This is a genomic window from Solimonas fluminis, from assembly GCF_002930645.1.
Lineage (GTDB): Bacteria > Pseudomonadota > Gammaproteobacteria > Nevskiales > Nevskiaceae > Solimonas_A > Solimonas_A fluminis.
This window is the reverse complement of the sequence record NZ_PSNW01000002.1, coordinates 214,355-230,958: the sequence shown is the minus strand read 5'-3', so window position 1 is coordinate 230,958 and position 16,604 is coordinate 214,355. Positions and strand designations below refer to the sequence as shown.

Below are 16,604 nucleotides of genomic sequence, written 5' to 3'. Positions count from 1 at the left end.
CTTCAAAAATAACAGGATGCAGGGGTGCAGTCAGCGACTTGCTTCGTGCGTCCCGGGCATCGGCTCCGCCAGCCCCCGCTCGTCCTCGCCGAAGAGCACCTCCAGGTAGTCCTCCTGCGCCTTCAGCCCGTGCCGCACCAGCCGCTCGCGGCCGCCGGGCACCAGGCGATGGGCCAGGTGCCAGCCCAGGCGCGGGGCGAAGCTGAGCACCGGGTACCAGGGCAGCACGCCCTGCGGCAGCCCCAGCGCGTCCATGCCGGGGCGGCCGATGAAGGCGCGGGCGATCGACAGGTGCTTGGCCCGGTTCCAGCGGCCCCGCAGCCAGCCCAGGTTGCGGTAGCGGCGCTGCAAGGGTTCGTCCGCCAGGGGCCGGCCGAGCTGGCGGCTGCTCTCGTCCGGCGGCGCCTGCGCCAGCAGGTTGTGGTACAGCGCGATGCGGCCGGCCTGCTCGCTGTCGCCCAGCCAGCGCTCGTCCAGGCCCATCAGCCAGCCGATGTACTTCCACAGGTGCATCGCGGCGCGGCCCTCGCGCGCGCTCAGCGGCACGCCCAGCAGGCGCTGGCCGAACAGGAAGATCACGCTGAAGGCGAGGTAGGTCGCGTGCATGTCGCCCTGGTTCACCGGCAGGCCCAGCTCGGCTGCGTCCCACTCCGGGTGGCGCTGCACATGGCGTCGCACCATGGCGTGGATCAGGCGCACCTGCAGCGTGCTGCGCCAGCCGGGGGCGCCGCGTGCCATGCCCCCGGGGCGGGTGGCATCGACCCACCACTTCGTCGTTTCCGCGACGCGGCGCTGCGCGCCCTTCTGCAGGGCGCCGGTCAGCACCAGGGTGCGGTTGATGGCGCTGGCCTGGTAACCCGCCATCAGGCCGAAGTCGCGCAGCACGTGCATGCCGGCCAGGCCCGAGATGCCGCAGGCCCGCGCCCCCTCGTCCAGCAGCCCCGGATCGACCCAGGCCGGGCGGGCCTCGACCTCGGCGAAGAAGCGGCGCAGCGGCGCGGGGGCATCGGGGACCGCGTCGATACCCTGGCCCACGGCGAGGTCGAACAGCGGCTTGGTCCGGCGCAGGCCCTCGCTGCCCATCCATTCCACCAGCCGGTCCATCGCGGGATCGCCCTGGTTCAGGGATTCGCCCACGGCCCGCCACTGGGCGGCGCTGGGCTCCGGGTCCCCGCGGATCAGCCAGCGCAGCGGGCCGGCCATGCGGCGGCCGGTGTCCAGATCGGCGCCGTGGCGGCGCGGGATGGCGGGGTGGCTGGAGCCTTCGGCCATGGCGGGCGTCCTGGTTTGCCGCAGGGCGGCGGATGGGACTACCCTATTGCGAGCAGTTGCTCGCATTCAACTCGCGTCGGGAGGGGTCCTTTGAGGAAGCGGCCGGTGCAGCAGCGTTCGCGCGACATGGTGGCCGCCCTGCTGGATGCGGCGGCCCAGGTGATCGTGGAGCGCGGCCTGGACAATCTCACCACCAACCATGTGGCGGAGGCCGCCGGCGTCAGCATCGGCTCGCTGTACCAGTACTTCGACGACAAGGACGCCCTGGTGGAGGCCCTGCTGCAGCGGCACGCGGCGGAGCTGCTGGCGGTGGTGGATGCGCGCCTGCGCGCGATGATCGACGCCGATGCCCGCGAGATCACGCGCGGCATCCTCGAGGCGGTGTTCGACGTGGTGGAGAACGACCCCTGCCGGCGCGAGCTGACGCGCCACTGGGACCGCCTGCGCACGCGCAGCACCTTCCGCGCGCTGGAGCAGCACATGACGGAGGCCTGCCGCGTCTACCTGCTGCGGCACCATGAGCAGTACCGCGTGGAGAACCTGCCGGCGGCGCTGTTCGTGGCGATCAACTCGCTGCACTATACGGTGGCCTACTACCTCAGCCTGGACCGCCCGGTGCTGCGGCGCGACGAGGTGATCGGCGCGCTGGCCGACATGCTGGGGGCCTATGTGCTGGCGGGGGCAAAAAAGAAGGCCGCCTCGCGGCGGCCTCCCCCGGTGAAGCGACGGCGCTCTTAGGCGAGCAGGTCCTCGATCGCGGCGCGCTCTTCGCGCAGCTCGTTCTCGGTGACCGTCATGCGGGCGCGCGAGAACTCGTCCACGCTCAGGCCCTGCACGATCTCGTACTGGCCGTTCTTGCAGATGCAGGGGTAGCCGTAGACGATGCCCGGCTTGATGCCGTAGCTGCCGTCCGAGGGAACGCCCATGGACACCCACTTGCCGTTGGAGCCCAGGGCCCAGTCACGCACGTGGTCCACGGCGGCCGAGGCGGCCGAGGCGGCGGACGACAGGCCGCGCGCCTTGATGATGGCGGCGCCGCGCTGCTGCACGGTGGGGATGAAGTCCTTCTCGACCCAGGCCTGGTCGACCAGGCTCTTGGCGGCCTTGCCACCGACGGTGGTGTGGCTGATGTCCGGGTACTGGGTGGAGCTGTGGTTGCCCCAGATGATGACCTTCTCGATGTCGTTGCCGTGCACGCCGGTCTTGGTGGCGAGCTGGCTGACGGCGCGGTTGTGGTCCAGGCGCACCATGGCGTGGATCTGCTTCGGATCCAGGCCGCCCTTGGCGGCGGCGGTGGCGGCGATCAGGGCATTGGTGTTGGCCGGGTTGCCGACGACCAGGGCGCGGACGTCCTTGGAAGCCTTGGCGGCCAGGGCCTTGCCCTGGGGGCCGAAGATGCCGCCGTTGGCGGTCAGCAGGTCCTTGCGCTCCATGCCGGGGCCGCGCGGGCGGGCGCCGACGAGCAGGGCGTAGTCGGTGCCTTCGAAGCCCGACATCGGGTCGGAGTGGATTTCGATGCTGTGCACCAGCGGGAAGGCGCAGTCATCGACCTCCATCACCGTGCCCTTCAGCTTCTCCAGCACTTCCGGCACCGGCACTTCGAGCAGCTGCAGGATGACCGGCTGGTCCGGGCCCAGCAGGGAGCCGGAGGCGACGCGGAAAATGAGCGAGTAGGCGATCTGGCCGGCGGCGCCGGTGATGGCGACCTTGACGGGCTTCTTCATCGGTAAAAACTCCCTGGATTCAGGACGGGCGGGGCAAAGGGGCGGCAATTTTAGCCGTTTTCGGCCGGTCCCGGCTCAAATTTGACCAAACCGGCCGGGGAAGGGACGGCGGAGCCGGCAGCCAGCGGGCGTCGAGCTTCCGCAGGATGCCGGTAAGGTGGTTCTTCACCGTCCCGTCGGAGATCCGCTGGGAGCGGGCGGCTGGCCCCCGGCCACCAGGCGCAGGATCGAGGCCTCCCGCGGCCTCGGGCGGGCCGGCCGCCGATGCGGCGGCTCGCTCCGGCCAGCGGGGGAATCAGCCCAGCACCTGCCGCGGCGGGGTACGCAGCACGCCGCGCAGCGACAGCCAGCCCATGCCGGCCACCAGCAGCATGCCGGCGCCGGCGCCGATGCCCCAGAGCGCCGGGCGCAGGCCGTAGGGAATCTCGAAGACGCGCGCCGCCAGCGCCCAGGCGACGCCCTGCGCGACGATGGCCGCGACCAGGCCGGCCAGCAGGCCCAGCAGCGCGTATTCCGACAGCAGTCCCTTGGCGATGGTGCCGCTGCGTGCACCCAGCGTGCGCAGCAGCGCGGTTTCGCGCACGCGCTCGGCGCGCGTGCCCTCGATGGCGGCGAGCAGCACCGTGAGGCCGGCCAGCAGCGTGAACAGGAAGATGAACTCCACCGCGCGCACCACGCGGTCGACGATGCCGCGCACCTGCTTCATCGCCGCGTCGATGTCGAGCACGGTGACGTTGGGGAACTGCGCCACCAGTTCGCGCAGCAGCGCGCGGCGCTCCGCCGGCAGGTGGAAGCTGCCGATGTACTGGCCGTTGACGTCGCTGATCACGCCGGGCGGCACCAGCAGGAAGAAATTGGGCCGGAAGCTGCCCCAGTCCACCTTGCGGAAGTTGCGCACGGTCAGCTCGACCGGCGTGCCGGCGAAGTCCAGCGTCATGCGGTCGCCGAGCTTCAGGCCCAGCCGCTCGATGGCGTAGTCCTCGGCCGAGATCCAGGGCTTGCCGCGCCCGGCCTCGCCCCACCAGTCGCCTTCGAGCAGCTGATTGTCGTCGTTCAGCGTGGTCGACCAGGACAGGTTGAAGTCGCGGTTGATCCAGCGCTGCGTCTCCGGGTCGCTGAAGGAGTCGGCCGTCACCGGCTTGCCGTTGAGCCCGGTGAGACGCGCGCGCGCCATCGGCCAGAGCTGGATGTCGGCATAGCCGCGCTCGGCGAAGAACTGTTGCAGCGCGTCGCGCTGCGCCGGCTGGATGTTGATCAGGAACTGGTTCGGCGTGTCCGGCGGCAGCTTGCCCTGCCAGCTGGCCAGCAGGTCCTGGCGCACCACCGACACCAGCAGCAGGGCCAGCAGCGCCAGGCCCAGCGCCACCACCTGCGCTACGGTGGCGCCGCGGCGGCGCGCGATGTTGCCCAGGCCGAAGCGCCAGGAACTGCCGACGGCGCGCTTGAGCGGCGACAGCGCCAGCACCAGCAGCCAGGCCAGCAGCGCCAGCAGGCCCAGCGCGATGGCGGCGCCGACCAGCACCGCGGCCGCCAGCTTGGGATCGCCGGTCTGCAGCCACAGCAGCGCCACGACGGTGGCCCCGGCGGCGAGCCAGATCGCGCCGGTCAGCAGCGAGCCGCCGGCGTTGCGCTGGAACACGCGCAGAGGCGGCACCGCCCGCGCCTGCAGCACCGGCGGCGCGGCGAAGCCCAGCAGCATCAGCAGGCCCAGGCCCCAGGCCAGCAGCAGCGGCTGCAGCGAGGGCGGCGGCAGGGCGATCTGCAGCAGCTCGGCGAGCAGGCGGGCCACCACCTCCTGCGCGGCCAGGCCCAGCAGGGCGCCGGCGAGTCCTCCGGCGGCGCCGAGCAGCAGCAGGTTGAGCAGCAGGGCGCGGCCAAGGAAGGCGCGGCCCGCGCCCAGGCACTTGAGCAGCGCCACCTCGTCGCGCAGCTTGGCGCCGTGCTGGTGTGCGCACAGCGCCACGGCGGCGGCGGCCAGCAGCGTCGCCGCCAGCACGGCGATGTCGAGGAACTGGCCCGCGCGGCCCAGGGCATTGCGGATTTCCGGCCGCGCGTCCTGCGGTGCGATGCGCCGGACGCCAGCCGGCAGCGTCATCGTGCGCAGCGGCTCCAGCGCCCGGGCTTCGCCTGCCGCCATCAGCGTGTATTGCGCGCGCGCGCCGGGCCCGGTGAGGCCGGTGGCGGCGAGATCGGCGTGATTGATCATCAGCCGCGGCGCCAGGTCGGAGAAGCCGTTGCCGCGGTCGGGCTCGCTTTCCAGCACCGCCACGATGCGGAAGTGCGAGCTGCCGGCCTGCACGCTGGCGCCAGGTTGCAGACCCAGTTCCTGCCACAGGCGCGCGTCGGCCCAGGCTTCGCCCGGCGCCGGGATGCCTTCCACCGGCCTTGCCGGGCCGAAGGGCAGTTCCGACAGGCGCAGCTGCCCGCGCAGCGGATAGCCGGCCGCGACCGCCTTGATCGACGCCAGGGCGGTGGCTTCGCCGTTCAGCACCACGCTGGGAAACTGCACGAAGGAACTGGTCCGCGCGCCGCTGCCGGCGACCCGCTGCAGCAGCGTGTCGGGCAGCGGATTGCGCGAGCTGAACAGCAGGTCGGCGCCCAGGGTGTCGCCGGTCTGGCTGTCGATGGCGCTGCGTACCCGGTCGGTGAACAGGCCCACCGCCGACAGCGCGGCCACCGCCACCGCCAGCGCCAGCGTCAGGATCAGCAGCTCGCCGCTCTTCCAGCCGCGGCGCAGGCGCCGCAGCGCGAAACCCAGGGCCGGGCTCATGCGCGGGCTCCGGCGCGAAGCTTGGTTGCACGGCGCGCAGCGGCCATACTCGGGGCCTGACGAGTCCCGGCGGGGCCGCGCCGGTCCGCCGTCCCGCCCCCTGCCTGCCGATGCAACGACGCTCCGAACTCGACACCCTGCGCGGGATGCTGCTGATCCTGATGACGCTGACCCACCTGCCGACGCGGCTGTCCGCGTACAGCAGCCAGGTGTTCGGCTTCGTCTCGGCGGCGGAGGGCTTCGTGTTCCTGTCGGGCCTGGTGGCCGGCATGGTGTACTGGCGCGCCATCGACTGGCGCGGCGAGGACTGGATGCGATCGCGGCTGCGCGCGCGCGCCTTCGAGCTGTATCGCTGGCATCTGCTGTTGCTGCTGTTCCTGTTCACGGTCGGTGCGGCGATCGGCTGGTACGGCGGCCGGCCGATGCTGCGCAACCTGCTGAGCTTCTACTTCGACCAGCCGGCCGCGGCGCTGTGGGCGGCGCCGCTGCTGCTGTACCAGCCGCCCCTGCTCGATATCCTGCCGACCTACATCGTGCAGTTGCTGCTGACGCCGTTCTGGCTGATGCAGGCGCGCCGTCACGGCTGGGGCCGGGTGCTGCTGTTCAGCAGCCTGGTCTGGGTATTCGCGCAATGCGGCGGGCGCGCCCTGCTGCTGGACGGCTTCAACCATCTCACCGGCGACAGCGTGCCCTCGCTGCCGTTGCCGGCGCTGGGCTTCTTCGACGATCTTGCCTGGCAGCTGCTGTGGGTCTTCGGCCTGTGGACCGGACATCTGGCCGTGAGCGGGCGGCTGGCCGCGCAATTGCCGCGGCGCGGCCTGCGCCTGGCGGCGGCGGGCACCGCGCTGGTGTACCTGGCCTGGTATCACCGCCTGCTGGACCCGCTGCTGCCGATGGACCTGCTGCGGCTGCAGCACCCGGTGCTGTTCGACAAGGTATTGCTGGGCCCGATGCGCCTGGCCAACTTCGCCGTGCTGGCGATCAGCACCGGGCTGGCGCTGCCGGCCCTGTCGCGGCTGCTGCGTCGTACCGGGGGTGCCGTGCTCGGGCTGCTGGGCCGGGCCTCGCTGCGCGTGTTCGCGGCGCACCTGTTCCTGGCGCTGCTGGCCTTCGGCCTGGTGGACGCCGACGAGCATCCGCTCGACGGACTGACCGAGGGCCTGGTGCTGGCCACCACCTTCGGCGTGATGCTGTGGGTGGCGCTGCACCAGCAGCGCCGCCGGTTCTGAGCCTCGGCCGCCGTCAGTCATTCAGGCGGCCCTCGCGCAGCGTCAGGCGCCGGTCGCAGCGCGCCGCCAGCGCCGGATCGTGCGTCACCAGGATCAGGGTGGTGCCGTGCGCGCGGTTGAGTCCGAACATCAGCTCGATGATCTTCTGGCCGGTGGCGGTATCCAGGTTGCCGGTGGGTTCATCCGCGAACAGGATTCGGGGCTGCCCGGCGAAGGCGCGGGCCAGCGCCACGCGCTGTTGCTCGCCGCCGGAAAGCTGGTGCGGGTAGTGGTCCAGGCGTGCCGCCAGGCCCACCTCGTCCAGCGCGCGGCGGGCGCGCCCGGCGGCGTCGCGCAGCCCCGCCAGCTCGGCCGGCAGCATGACGTTCTCCAGCGCGGTGAATCCGGCCAGCAGCTGGAAGGATTGGAATACGAAGCCGACGCGGCCGGCGCGCAGGCCGGCGCGGGCATCCTCGTCCAGTCCCGCCAGCGACTGGCCGTCGAGTAGGATGTCGCCCTCGGTCGGCAGGTCCAGGCCGGCGAGCAGCGACAGCAGCGTGGTCTTGCCGGAACCGGACTGGCCGACGATGGCCACCGACTCGCCGGCGGAAACTTCGAAGCTGATGCCGGTCAGAATGGTGAGCGGCGCGGCGCCGCTGACGACTGTCTTGCGGAGATCCCGGGCGATGACGGCTTTCATGCGGTGTGTCTTTCTGTTTCTGTGTCTGTGGGGCGGCGCGGCGGCGGCCCAGGCCCCTGTGCAGGCTCCGAAGATCCTGGCGTTCGGGGACAGTCTCAGCGCGGCCTACGGCATCCAGGCCTCCCAGGGTTGGGTGGCGCTGTTGCAGCAGCGGCTGCGGCAGGAAGGCTATCCCCACGTGGTGGTCAACGCCAGCATCAGCGGCGAAACCAGCGCCGGCGGCCTCGCCCGCCTGCCGGCAGCACTGGGACAGCACCGGCCGGCAATCGTTCTGCTGGAACTGGGCGCCAACGACGGCCTGCGCGCCCTGCCGGTGAAGGCCATGCGCGGCAACCTGGAAAGGATGCTGCAACTGTCCCGTGACGCGGGTGCCAGGCCGGTGCTGTTCGAGATGCGCATCCCGGCCAACTACGGCCCGGCCTACGGCGAGAGCTTCACCCGCAGCTTCACCGAGCTGGGGCAGGCCACCAAGACCCCGGTGGTGCCCTTCTTCCTGATGCCGATCGCGCTGGACCCGGCCAACTTCCAGGACGACGGCATCCATCCCTCGGCAGCCGCCCAGCCCAAGCTGCTGGAGGCGGTCTGGCCGACCCTGAAGCCGCTTTTGGGCCGGCCGCGGTGAGCACTGCATCCCGGTAGCGGTTTTCTGCGTAGGGACAATGTACGAGAACCACAAGACCTATCTTGACCCCTTCCATGAAGATCGCAGTCGTAGGGTCCGGCATTTCCGGGCTGAGCGCCGCCTCGTTCCTGGCCCGCCGCCATGACGTCACCCTGTACGAGCAGGACGGCCGCTGCGGCGGCCATACCAACACCATCCTGGTGCCTACGCCGGAGGGCCCGCAGCCGGTCGACACCGGCTGGATCGTCTACAACGGCATCAACTACCCGAACCTGACGGCGCTGTTCGGCGAACTGGGCGTGAAGACCCGGCCGACGAGCATGTCCTTCGGCGTATCGCTGGGCGGCGGGGCCTACGAGTGGACCGGCAGCGACCGGCTGTGGACGGTCTTCGCCCAGCCTTCCAACCTGTTCCGCTGGAAGCATGTGCGCATGCTGCTGGACATCCTGAAGCTGAACCGCCAGGCCAATGCCCTGCTGCGCAGCGGTGCGCTGCCCGAGGGATCGCTGGGCGACTACCTGCGCGAGGCCGGATACTCGCCGGAGCTGGCCAGCCGCTACCTGCTGCCGATGGCGGGCCTGATCTGGAGCTGCTCGCCGAAGAAGGCCATGGAATACCCGGCCGCGGATTTCATGCGCTTCTTCGACTCGCACTCGCTGTTCACCGCCACCGGCCAGCCGGTCTGGCATACCGTGGTGGGCGGTTCGCACCAATACCTGAAGAAGCTGCTGGCGGTCTTCCCCGGCCGGTTGCGGCAGAACGCCCCGGTGACGCGGCTGCGCCGCGGTGCGGCCGGCGTGGAGGTGAACACCGCCGCCGGCACCGAGACCTACGACCGGGTGGTCTGCGCCACGCATTCCGACCAGGCCCTGGCGCTGCTGGCCGACGCGGCCGAGGACGAGCGCGCGATCCTGGCCGGCATTCCCTACAACGAGAGCCGCTGCGTGCTGCATACCGACGAGTCCTTCCTGCCGCGCCGCCGGGCCGCCTGGGCGTCCTGGAACTACCTCAACGATCGCGACGAGGTGCACGACCGGCCGATCTCCGGCAGCTACTGGATGAACCTGCTGCAGGGCATCCCGGGCCCGGTGAACTACGTCGTCACGCTCAATCCGACCCGCGAGGTCCCGGCCGAGCGCGTGCTCTACCAAACCGTGTACCACCATCCCCACTACGGCGCTGCGAGCGTGACGACCCACCGGCGCCTGCCGGAGATCCAGGGACGCGGCGGCCTGTGGTTCGCGGGCGCCTGGACCGGCTACGGCTTCCACGAGGACGGCCTGCGTTCCGGCCTGCGCGCGGTGGCGGGCGTGGACCGCGACTGCCTGCCGGCCTGGGCAAGCCTTGATGAACCCCGGGCACCGGCGGCATCCTCGGTACCGGGGCTGCCGGCAGCGGCGGCGGGGGTCGCGGGGTAGGGAATGGAAGCGGATCAGGCCGGCTGGCTGTATCCCGCGCGGGTCATGCACCGGCGCCGCGTCGCGCCGCTGTACCGTTTCGTCTACCGCGTGTTCTACCTGCTGGTGGACATCGACCGGCTGGGGGAACTGCAGGGCCGCCTGCGCTTCTTCTCCTTCGAGCGCTTCAACCTGCTGAGCCTGCGCACGCGGGACTACGGCGACGGCCGCGGCCTGCGGCCCTGGGCGGAAGACCTGCTGCGCCGCCGCGGCATCGAGCTGGAGGGCGGCCGCATCCGCCTGCTGACGCTGCCGCGGGTGCTGGGCTGGGCCTTCAACCCGATCAGCCTCTGGTACTGCGAGCACCGTGACGGCAGCCTGCGCGCGGTGATCGCCGAGGTCCGCAATACCTTCGGCGAGAAGCACTGCTACCTGCTCGCATCCGGCGGCGCGCCGATGCCGTATGGACAGGTGCATGACAAGGACAAGTGCTTCCACGTCTCGCCCTTCCTGGATCGCGCGGGCCGCTATCGCTTCGAACTGGGCGAGCCCGGCGAGCGCCTGCGCGTGGCGATCCGTGAGAGCCGCGACGGCGCGCCGGTGATGGATGCCACGCTGGCCGCCGAGCGCCGTGCACTGTCCGACGCGGCCCTGCTGCAGCAGGTGCTGCGCATGCCCTGGATGGCGGTCAAGGTGATGGCCGGCATCCACTGGGAAGCATTGAAGCTGTGGCTGCGCGGCGCCGGCTACCGGCCCAAGCCGGCGCAGCTGCCGCAGGACCTGTCCTGAACCCCACGAACAACAACAGAACGAGCCGAGCACCATGAGCCAGGGACCCGAAGACAAGCGGCAGGAAGGACTCGACGATCCGCTGCAGCGCGTGCTGGGGCGCGACGGCTTCTCGCCGGACCTGCCGGCAGCGCTGGCGCCCCGCGCCGGCTCCCGGCGCCTGGGCCTGCGCCTGCAGCTGATGCTCTACATGCTGCGCGGCCTGCACTACGGCCAGCTCGAGGTGAACCTGCCCAACGGCGAGCGCCGGGTGTTCCGCGGCCAGGAGCGGCTGGAGCTGCGCGGCGTGCTCAACATCCGCAGCGAAGGCTTCATGGCGCATGTGCTGCGCGGGGGCGAGGTCGGCTTCGGCGAGGCCTATCTCGACGGCTGCTGGGACTCGCCGGACCTGGCGCCGCTGCTGGCGGTGATGTATCTCAACGAGCCCTACTACAAGGGTCCCTTCGAGGTGAACTGGCTGGGCAAGGTCTACGGCTGGTGGCAGCACCGCCGCCGCGCCAACACCCGTGCCGGCTCGCGCGAGAACATCCAGTACCACTACGACCTCGGCAACGGGTTCTACGAGCTGTGGCTGGACGAGACCATGGCCTACAGCTCGGCGATGTTCGCCGAGCCCAACCAGACCCTGCGCGACGCGCAGCTCAACAAGTTCCGGCTGATGCATGAGCGCCTGGACCTTCAGGCCGGGCACCACCTGCTGGAGATCGGCTCCGGCTGGGGCGGCTTCGCGATCTACGCCGCCCAGCATTCCGGCTGCCGCGTCACCAGCATCACCCTGTCCGAGGAGCAGCTCAAGGAGGCGCGTCGGCGCGCCGAGCAGGCCGGGGTCGCCGACCGCGTGCGCTTCGAGCTGCGCGACTACCGCGACATCGAAGGACAGTACGACCGCGTGGTGTCCATCGAGATGTACGAGGCGGTGGGCGCCGAGTACTGGCCGGCCTACTTCGCCGCCATCGAAAGGGCGCTGAAGCCCGGCGGCCGTGCCGCGATCCAGGGCATCACCATCGACGAGTCGATCTTCGCGCACTACCTGACCAAGCGCGACTTCATCCAGAAGTACATCTTCCCCGGCGGCATGCTGTGCCCGCCGCAGCGCTTCATGGACCTGGCGCGGAAGGCCGGCCTCCAGGCGCGGGACCCGCGCTACTTCGGCCGCGACTACGCCGATACCCTGGCGTACTGGCACCGCAACGTGCTGGCCGTGCGCGACCAGGTGGTGTCGCAGTTCGACGAGCGCTTCCTGCGCATGTGGCGCTACTATCTGGCCTATTGCGAATGCGGCTTCCGCGTGGAGCGCATCGACCTGATGCAGGTGACGCTGGAGAAGGGGCAGTCATGAGCGTGCGCGGCGGTTTGTTGCTGTGGTCCCTGCTGGTGCTGGCGGGCCTGGTCGGCGTTTCGGCCTGGGCCACCGGCATCGTCAGCATCGTTCCCGCGATCCAGGACCTGCTGCAGAATCCCGCCGCCGGCTACAACCCCTGGACCATCGCCACCCTGTTCGACGCCTACTTCGGCTTCCTGTGGTTCTGGCTGTGGATCGCCTACCGCGAGCGCAGCCTGGCGGCGCGTATCGCCTGGCTGCCGGCCGTGCTGCTGCTCGGCAACATCGCCATGGCCTGCTACATGCTGAAGGTGCTGTGGTCGCTGCCGCCGGGCGCCGGCGTGCGCGAGCTGCTGCTGCGTCCCGGATCGGCATGACGAGGGAGAGCTGGCGCGCCCGCATCCGGCGGGTGGTGGTGGCGCAGCTCACCCAGGGCGTGACGCCGCGCCGCGTGGCCTTCACCGTGGCGCTGGGCGCCCTGCTCAGCGTCTTCCCGATCTTCGGCGCCACCACCGCGCTGTGCGCGCTGGCCGCCTGGCTGCTGCGCCTCAACCAGCCGCTGATGCAGCTGGTCAACGCGCTGCTGGCGCCGGTGCACATCCTGCTGCTCTATCCCTACTACCGTGCCGGCGAGCATCTCTTCGGCCGCGAACCGGCGCCGCTGCTGGCGGTGACGGAACTCGCCGAGCGTTTCGCCAGCAGCCCCAAGCAGTTCGTGCTGGACTACGGGATGATCGCGGTGGGCGGCAGCGTGGTGTGGCTGCTGAGTGCGCTGGTAGCGGTGCCGCTGATGTACGTGATCCTGCGGCCGGTGCTGGAGGGCTTGGCGCGGGGCGTGAAGGCGGGGCGCGAGAAGATGCGCAGCGGCAACCTTGCCTGATCCAGGCGTTCCCTGCTCCCGCTTGCGGGAGAGGGGCAGGGGCCGAGGGCATGGATGCCCGAGGTAGGGCAACGCAGGATCAGTTGCCGACAAGGGCGGGATGCCCGCAGGTAGGGCAACGCAGGAGCAGTTGCCGACAAGGGCAGGACGCCCGCAGGTAGGGCAACGCAGGAGCAGTTGCCGAGAGCGGGAGCACATTCGCGGTAGCCATCCATGGCGGGACTTCACTCCCTGTATCGCGCCCCGGGGCATGTCTGGCTTACTTCGGCATGACATTGAGTCATGCCTCAGCAGGGCCAGACATTCCATGGCCTGCGATGGAGCACCCGTTCGCCCTGCCAGAAGTAGGCGCCTCCAGGCGAGCCTGTCGAAGGGTGAACGCTTCCGGGGAAGCCTCAGCGGGACTACTCGCCGCCCGACTTCTGCGCCTCGCGCTGCGCATCCACCGCTTCCGTCCCCGGCACCATCCAGCGGGCCGCGACGATGCCGACCTCGAACAGCAGGTAGACCGGGATCGCCAGCATCAGCTGCGAGATCACGTCCGGCGGAGTGAAGATGGCGCCCAGCACGAAGGCGCCGACCAGCACGTACTCGCGGTTGTCGGCCAGCTGCTTGGGCGTGACGAAGCCGGTCTTGACCAGCAGCACCAGCGCCACCGGCGTCTCGAAGGCCAGGCCAAAGGCCACGAAGATGGTCAGGACGAAGTCCAGGTACTTGCTGATGTCCGTCATCACCGACACGCCCTCGGGGGCGGCGCCGATGGTGAAGTGGAAGACCGTGGGCAGCACCAGGAAGTAGGCGAAGGCGATGCCGGCGTAGAACAGCAGGGTGCTGGACAGCATCAGCGGCGCCACCAGGCGGCGCTCGCTCTTGTACAGGCCCGGCGCCACGAAGCCCCAGACCTGCCACAGCACCCAGGGCATCGCCAGCACGAAGGCGAAGACGCCGGCGAACTTGATCGGGGTGAAGAACGGCGAGGCGACCTCGGTCGCGATCATCGTGGTGCCGGCGGGCATCAGTTTCAGCAGCGGCCGCGCCAGCAGGGCGTAGATGTCCTTGGCGACGAAGGCCAGCGGCAGGAACAGGGCGATCACGCCCAGCACGGCGTAGAGCAGGCGCTGGCGCAGTTCCAGCAGGTGGGCGATCAGCGGCTGCTCGGTGTCCTGGGAGGAATCCTGGTCGGTCATGGCGTCGGGAGCAGCGTGGAGGGCCCCGATGCAAGGCATGGGGATCCTGGCGTCGAGAGTCGACGCGGCCATGAAAGCAAAGGAGAAAACCGCCTGACAGGAAGCGAGGCTTTCATGGCCGCGGATCGCTGTCCTTGGCCAGCTGCTCCACCTCGGTCCGGGCGTCCTGGATGGACTCCTGGGCGGGCTTCATCAGCTTCTCGACGCCGGCCTTGGCCTCCTGGGCCTGCTCGGACAGCAGCTTCTGCGCTTCCTCGACCTGCTTCTTGAGTTCCATCAGGCGCGATTCACGATCCAGCTCGGTCGTGAGGTTGCGCATGTAGACCTTGGCCTGGCCGCTCCAGCGGCCGACGGTGCGCGCCAGCTTGGGCAGGCGCTCGGGGCCGAGCACCACCAGGGCGACGATGAAGCAGAGCAGCAGCTCGGAAAAGCCGACGTCGAACATGGATCAGGGCCTATCCCGCGGGCGGGCTCAGACCTTGGTGTTCTGCTCGGAGGAGGCGCTGTTCTGCTTCTGCTGTTCGGCGAGCTGGGCCGGGGTCTTGGCCGCGTCTTCCTCGCCTTCCTTCATCGCCTGCTTGAAGTTCTTGATCGCGCCGCCCAGGTCGCCACCGGCGCCGCGCAGCTTCTTGGTGCCGAAGACCACCAGAACGATGGCCAGGACGATGAGCCAATGCCAGATGCTGAAGGAACCCATGTTGCTATCCTCGTCGGTTACTTGCTGCGGGCGGCCTTCTCGGCCAGCCCGGATTGCCCGAAACGCCGGGCCAGTTCATCGGTCAGTGCGGTGAGCGGCAGGTCCTTGTGGGCCAGCAGCACGAGGCTGTGGAACCACAGGTCCGCCAGTTCATAGACCAGCGGGGCGGACTCGGGGTTCTTGGCCGCGATGATGGTCTCCGCCGCTTCCTCGCCGACCTTCTTGAGGATCGCGTCGGTGCCCTTGGCGTACAGGCTGGCGATGTACGAGCCCTGCGGGTCCGCGTTCTTGCGGGCCTCCAGGGTGGCGTACAGCTGGGTCAATACGTCGCCGGGGTTCATCAGGCTAGCCGTCCAGGGTTACAGGTTGGCGACAGTGTAACCCCTGGGGGCTACAGGCGGATGCGGACGCCCTTGTCTGCGAGATACTTCTTGGCCTCGCCCACGGTGTAGGTGCCCTGATGGAAGATGCTGGCGGCCAGCACGGCGTCGGCGCCGCCGGTGGCCAGGCCCTGGTAGAGGTGCTCCAGGTCGCCCACGCCGCCGGAGGCGATCAGGGGCACGCTGACGGCGGAGGAGATCGCGGCCAGCAGTTCGTTGTCGTAGCCGCTCTTGGTGCCGTCGCGATCGATGCTGGTCACCAGCAGTTCGCCGGCGCCCTTGCGCACCATGGTCTTGGCCCACTCGACGGCGTCCAGGCCGGTGGCGCGGCGGCCGCCGTGGGTGAAGACCTCCCAGCGCGGCGGCTCCTTCTTCTTGCTGACGCGCTTGGCGTCGATCGCCACGACGATGCATTGCACGCCATAGCGGTCGCCGGCTTCGGTGACGAAGTCGGGGTTTTCCACCGCGGAGGTGTTGATGCTGACCTTGTCGGCGCCGGCCGACAGCAGGGCGCGCACGTCGGCGCAGCTGCGCACGCCGCCGCCGACGGTCAGGGGGATGTAGATCTGGCGCGCCACCGCTTCCACGGTCTGGAACAGGGTGGGGCGGTCGTCAACGCTGGCGGTGATGTCCAGGAACACCAGCTCGTCGGCACCCTGGGCGTCGTACTTGCGCGCCACCTCGACCGGATCGCCCGCGTCCTGCACGTCCTCGAACTTGACGCCCTTGACCACGCGCCCGCGGTCGATGTCGAGGCAGGGAATGATGCGTTTGGCGAGCATGTTCGAAACAGCCTGTATCGTGAAAGGCGGCTCAGCCGCGTGCGACCCTGACCGCGTCGGCGAGCTTGAGCGTGCCTTCGTACAGCGCGCGGCCGATGATGGCGCCGGCGACGCCCTCGCCCTCGATTTCCTTGAGGCGGTGGATGTCGTCGATGGTGCTGACGCCGCCGCTGGCGAAGACCGGGGTCTTGATGGCGCTGGCGAGGTTGCGGGTGGCCTGGGCGTTGAAGCCCTGCATCATGCCGTCGCGGCCGATGTCGGTGTAGATGATCGCCTCGACGCCGTCGCGCTCGCAGTGGACCGCGGTCTCGATGACGTCGTGGCCGGTGATCTTGGTCCAGCCGTTGAGCGCCACGCGGCCGTCCTTGGCGTCCAGGCCGACGATGATGTGGCGCGGGAATTCCAGGCAGAGGTCGTGCAGGAAGTGCGGCGTGTTCACGGCCTTGGTGCCGATGATGACGTACTGCACGCCGGCGTTGAGGTACCGCTGCACGGTCTCCTCGTCGCGGATGCCGCCGCCGATCTGCACGGGGATGCTGATTGCCGCGGCGATCTGCTCCACCACCTTGATGTTGACCGGCTCGCCTTTGACGGCGCCGTCCAGGTCCACCAGGTGCAGACGCTCGGCGCCCTCGTCGACCCACTTCTGGGCCATGGCCACGGGGTCATCGGAGAAGACGGTGACGTCGTCCATGCGGCCCTGGCGCAAACGCACGCACTTGCCGCCCTTTAGATCAATCGCAGGAATCAACAGCATGAGCTGTGAGAACCATCAGGTAGGTTGCTGGAGGAGAGACCGGGAGAGGGCGTTTTGGGCGTGCGGCCTGGATCGGTGTGGAAAAACTCTGCCACCAACCCCTGCCGGGTGCAAGCCG

At 69.9% G+C, this 16,604-nt stretch carries 18 protein-coding genes; 8 read left to right on the top strand and 10 right to left on the bottom strand.

The window, feature by feature from the left end; all coding sequences use genetic code 11:
- Positions 1 to 30: 30 nt before the first annotated feature.
- On the bottom strand, positions 31 to 1,272 hold the full coding sequence (locus C3942_RS04860; protein ID WP_104229237.1) for an oxygenase MpaB family protein: 1,242 nt from the start codon (positions 1,270 to 1,272) through the stop codon (positions 31 to 33).
- Positions 1,273 to 1,377: 105 nt separating this feature from the next.
- On the opposite strand from C3942_RS04860, the gene C3942_RS04855 reads away from it, so the two are divergent.
- Positions 1,378 to 2,010: a TetR/AcrR family transcriptional regulator gene (locus C3942_RS04855; protein WP_104229236.1), complete on the top strand. Its 633-nt coding sequence runs from the start codon at positions 1,378 to 1,380 to the stop codon at positions 2,008 to 2,010.
- Here C3942_RS04855 and C3942_RS04850 read toward each other — a convergent pair.
- Both C3942_RS04850 and C3942_RS04845 read right to left on the bottom strand, forming a co-directional pair.
- Positions 2,007 to 2,996, bottom strand: a complete 990-nt coding sequence (locus C3942_RS04850) for a malate dehydrogenase (RefSeq protein WP_104229235.1) — start codon at positions 2,994 to 2,996, stop codon at positions 2,007 to 2,009. The genes C3942_RS04855 and C3942_RS04850 overlap by 4 nt on opposite strands.
- Before the next feature lie 295 nt (positions 2,997 to 3,291).
- Positions 3,292 to 5,766: an ABC transporter permease gene (locus C3942_RS04845; protein WP_104229234.1), complete on the bottom strand. Its 2,475-nt coding sequence runs from the start codon at positions 5,764 to 5,766 to the stop codon at positions 3,292 to 3,294.
- A 110-nt stretch (positions 5,767 to 5,876) separates the two neighbouring features.
- Between C3942_RS04845 and opgC the strand changes: the two genes are divergently transcribed.
- The gene (opgC, locus tag C3942_RS04840) at positions 5,877 to 6,995 is read left to right on the top strand and encodes an OpgC domain-containing protein (protein WP_104229233.1); all 1,119 of its coding nucleotides are present in this window, start codon (positions 5,877 to 5,879) and stop codon (positions 6,993 to 6,995) included.
- A 13-nt stretch (positions 6,996 to 7,008) separates the two neighbouring features.
- Here opgC and C3942_RS04835 read toward each other — a convergent pair whose 3' ends face one another.
- Positions 7,009 to 7,674, bottom strand: a complete 666-nt coding sequence (locus tag C3942_RS04835) for an ABC transporter ATP-binding protein (protein ID WP_104229232.1) — start codon at positions 7,672 to 7,674, stop codon at positions 7,009 to 7,011.
- A 58-nt stretch (positions 7,675 to 7,732) separates the two neighbouring features.
- On the opposite strand from C3942_RS04835, the gene C3942_RS04830 reads away from it, so the two are divergent.
- The 6 genes from C3942_RS04830 (at position 7,733) to C3942_RS04805 (ending at position 12,683) form a co-directional block, all read left to right on the top strand.
- Positions 7,733 to 8,296 (top strand): arylesterase, encoded by a 564-nt coding sequence (locus C3942_RS04830; protein ID WP_243393520.1) that lies wholly within the window; start codon positions 7,733 to 7,735, stop codon positions 8,294 to 8,296.
- A 74-nt stretch (positions 8,297 to 8,370) separates the two neighbouring features.
- Positions 8,371 to 9,714: an NAD(P)/FAD-dependent oxidoreductase gene (locus C3942_RS04825; RefSeq protein WP_104229230.1), complete on the top strand. Its 1,344-nt coding sequence runs from the start codon at positions 8,371 to 8,373 to the stop codon at positions 9,712 to 9,714.
- A 3-nt stretch (positions 9,715 to 9,717) separates the two neighbouring features.
- Entirely contained in the window at positions 9,718 to 10,482 is a 765-nt protein-coding gene (locus C3942_RS04820; RefSeq protein WP_104229229.1) for a DUF1365 domain-containing protein, read from the top strand.
- Between the two features lie 34 nt (positions 10,483 to 10,516).
- Positions 10,517 to 11,821, top strand: coding sequence for an SAM-dependent methyltransferase (locus C3942_RS04815; protein WP_104229228.1), 1,305 nt, complete (start codon positions 10,517 to 10,519; stop codon positions 11,819 to 11,821).
- Positions 11,818 to 12,180, top strand: coding sequence for a DUF1475 family protein (locus C3942_RS04810; protein ID WP_104229227.1), 363 nt, complete (start codon positions 11,818 to 11,820; stop codon positions 12,178 to 12,180). Before C3942_RS04815 ends, C3942_RS04810 begins: the two co-directional genes overlap by 4 nt.
- Positions 12,177 to 12,683: a DUF2062 domain-containing protein gene (locus tag C3942_RS04805; RefSeq protein WP_104229226.1), complete on the top strand. Its 507-nt coding sequence runs from the start codon at positions 12,177 to 12,179 to the stop codon at positions 12,681 to 12,683. Before C3942_RS04810 ends, C3942_RS04805 begins: the two co-directional genes overlap by 4 nt.
- Before the next feature lie 404 nt (positions 12,684 to 13,087).
- On the opposite strand, the gene tatC is transcribed toward C3942_RS04805, so the two are convergent.
- The 6 genes from tatC to hisA all read right to left on the bottom strand — a co-directional run bounded on the left by tatC (position 13,088) and on the right by hisA (position 16,486).
- Positions 13,088 to 13,870: a twin-arginine translocase subunit TatC gene (tatC, locus tag C3942_RS04800; protein WP_104229225.1), complete on the bottom strand. Its 783-nt coding sequence runs from the start codon at positions 13,868 to 13,870 to the stop codon at positions 13,088 to 13,090.
- A gap of 112 nt (positions 13,871 to 13,982) precedes the next feature.
- A complete protein-coding gene (tatB, locus tag C3942_RS04795) occupies positions 13,983 to 14,315 on the bottom strand; it encodes a Sec-independent protein translocase protein TatB (RefSeq protein WP_104229224.1) in 333 nt (110 codons plus the stop codon).
- Between the two features lie 27 nt (positions 14,316 to 14,342).
- Entirely contained in the window at positions 14,343 to 14,567 is a 225-nt protein-coding gene (gene tatA, locus C3942_RS04790; RefSeq protein ID WP_104229223.1) for a Sec-independent protein translocase subunit TatA, read from the bottom strand.
- Positions 14,568 to 14,584: 17 nt separating this feature from the next.
- Complete coding sequence (locus C3942_RS04785; protein ID WP_104229222.1) at positions 14,585 to 14,908, bottom strand: phosphoribosyl-ATP diphosphatase; 324 nt, start codon at positions 14,906 to 14,908, stop codon at positions 14,585 to 14,587.
- A 50-nt stretch (positions 14,909 to 14,958) separates the two neighbouring features.
- Complete coding sequence (gene hisF, locus C3942_RS04780) at positions 14,959 to 15,729, bottom strand: imidazole glycerol phosphate synthase subunit HisF (protein WP_104229221.1); 771 nt, start codon at positions 15,727 to 15,729, stop codon at positions 14,959 to 14,961.
- Positions 15,730 to 15,760: 31 nt separating this feature from the next.
- Entirely contained in the window at positions 15,761 to 16,486 is a 726-nt protein-coding gene (gene hisA / locus C3942_RS04775; RefSeq protein ID WP_104229220.1) for a 1-(5-phosphoribosyl)-5-[(5-phosphoribosylamino)methylideneamino]imidazole-4-carboxamide isomerase, read from the bottom strand.
- Between the last annotated feature and the right edge of the window lie 118 nt (positions 16,487 to 16,604).

Excerpts from the sequence above, each read along its gene's own strand:
- C3942_RS04860 (WP_104229237.1), bottom strand. The coding sequence starts at position 1,272 with ATGGCCGAAGGCTCCAGCCACCCCGCCATCCCGCGCCGCCACGGCGCC.
- C3942_RS04850 (WP_104229235.1), bottom strand. The coding sequence starts at position 2,996 with ATGAAGAAGCCCGTCAAGGTCGCCATCACCGGCGCCGCCGGCCAGATC.
- C3942_RS04845 (WP_104229234.1), bottom strand. The coding sequence starts at position 5,766 with ATGAGCCCGGCCCTGGGTTTCGCGCTGCGGCGCCTGCGCCGCGGCTGG.
- opgC (WP_104229233.1), top strand. The coding sequence starts at position 5,877 with ATGCAACGACGCTCCGAACTCGACACCCTGCGCGGGATGCTGCTGATC.
- C3942_RS04835 (WP_104229232.1), bottom strand. The coding sequence starts at position 7,674 with ATGAAAGCCGTCATCGCCCGGGATCTCCGCAAGACAGTCGTCAGCGGC.
- C3942_RS04825 (WP_104229230.1), top strand. The coding sequence starts at position 8,371 with ATGAAGATCGCAGTCGTAGGGTCCGGCATTTCCGGGCTGAGCGCCGCC.
- C3942_RS04820 (WP_104229229.1), top strand. The coding sequence starts at position 9,718 with ATGGAAGCGGATCAGGCCGGCTGGCTGTATCCCGCGCGGGTCATGCAC.
- C3942_RS04815 (WP_104229228.1), top strand. The coding sequence starts at position 10,517 with ATGAGCCAGGGACCCGAAGACAAGCGGCAGGAAGGACTCGACGATCCG.
- C3942_RS04810 (WP_104229227.1), top strand. The coding sequence starts at position 11,818 with ATGAGCGTGCGCGGCGGTTTGTTGCTGTGGTCCCTGCTGGTGCTGGCG.
- C3942_RS04805 (WP_104229226.1), top strand. The coding sequence starts at position 12,177 with ATGACGAGGGAGAGCTGGCGCGCCCGCATCCGGCGGGTGGTGGTGGCG.
- tatC (WP_104229225.1), bottom strand. The coding sequence starts at position 13,870 with ATGACCGACCAGGATTCCTCCCAGGACACCGAGCAGCCGCTGATCGCC.
- tatB (WP_104229224.1), bottom strand. The coding sequence starts at position 14,315 with ATGTTCGACGTCGGCTTTTCCGAGCTGCTGCTCTGCTTCATCGTCGCC.
- tatA (WP_104229223.1), bottom strand. The coding sequence starts at position 14,567 with ATGGGTTCCTTCAGCATCTGGCATTGGCTCATCGTCCTGGCCATCGTT.
- C3942_RS04785 (WP_104229222.1), bottom strand. The coding sequence starts at position 14,908 with ATGAACCCCGGCGACGTATTGACCCAGCTGTACGCCACCCTGGAGGCC.
- hisF (WP_104229221.1), bottom strand. The coding sequence starts at position 15,729 with ATGCTCGCCAAACGCATCATTCCCTGCCTCGACATCGACCGCGGGCGC.
- hisA (WP_104229220.1), bottom strand. The coding sequence starts at position 16,486 with ATGCTGTTGATTCCTGCGATTGATCTAAAGGGCGGCAAGTGCGTGCGT.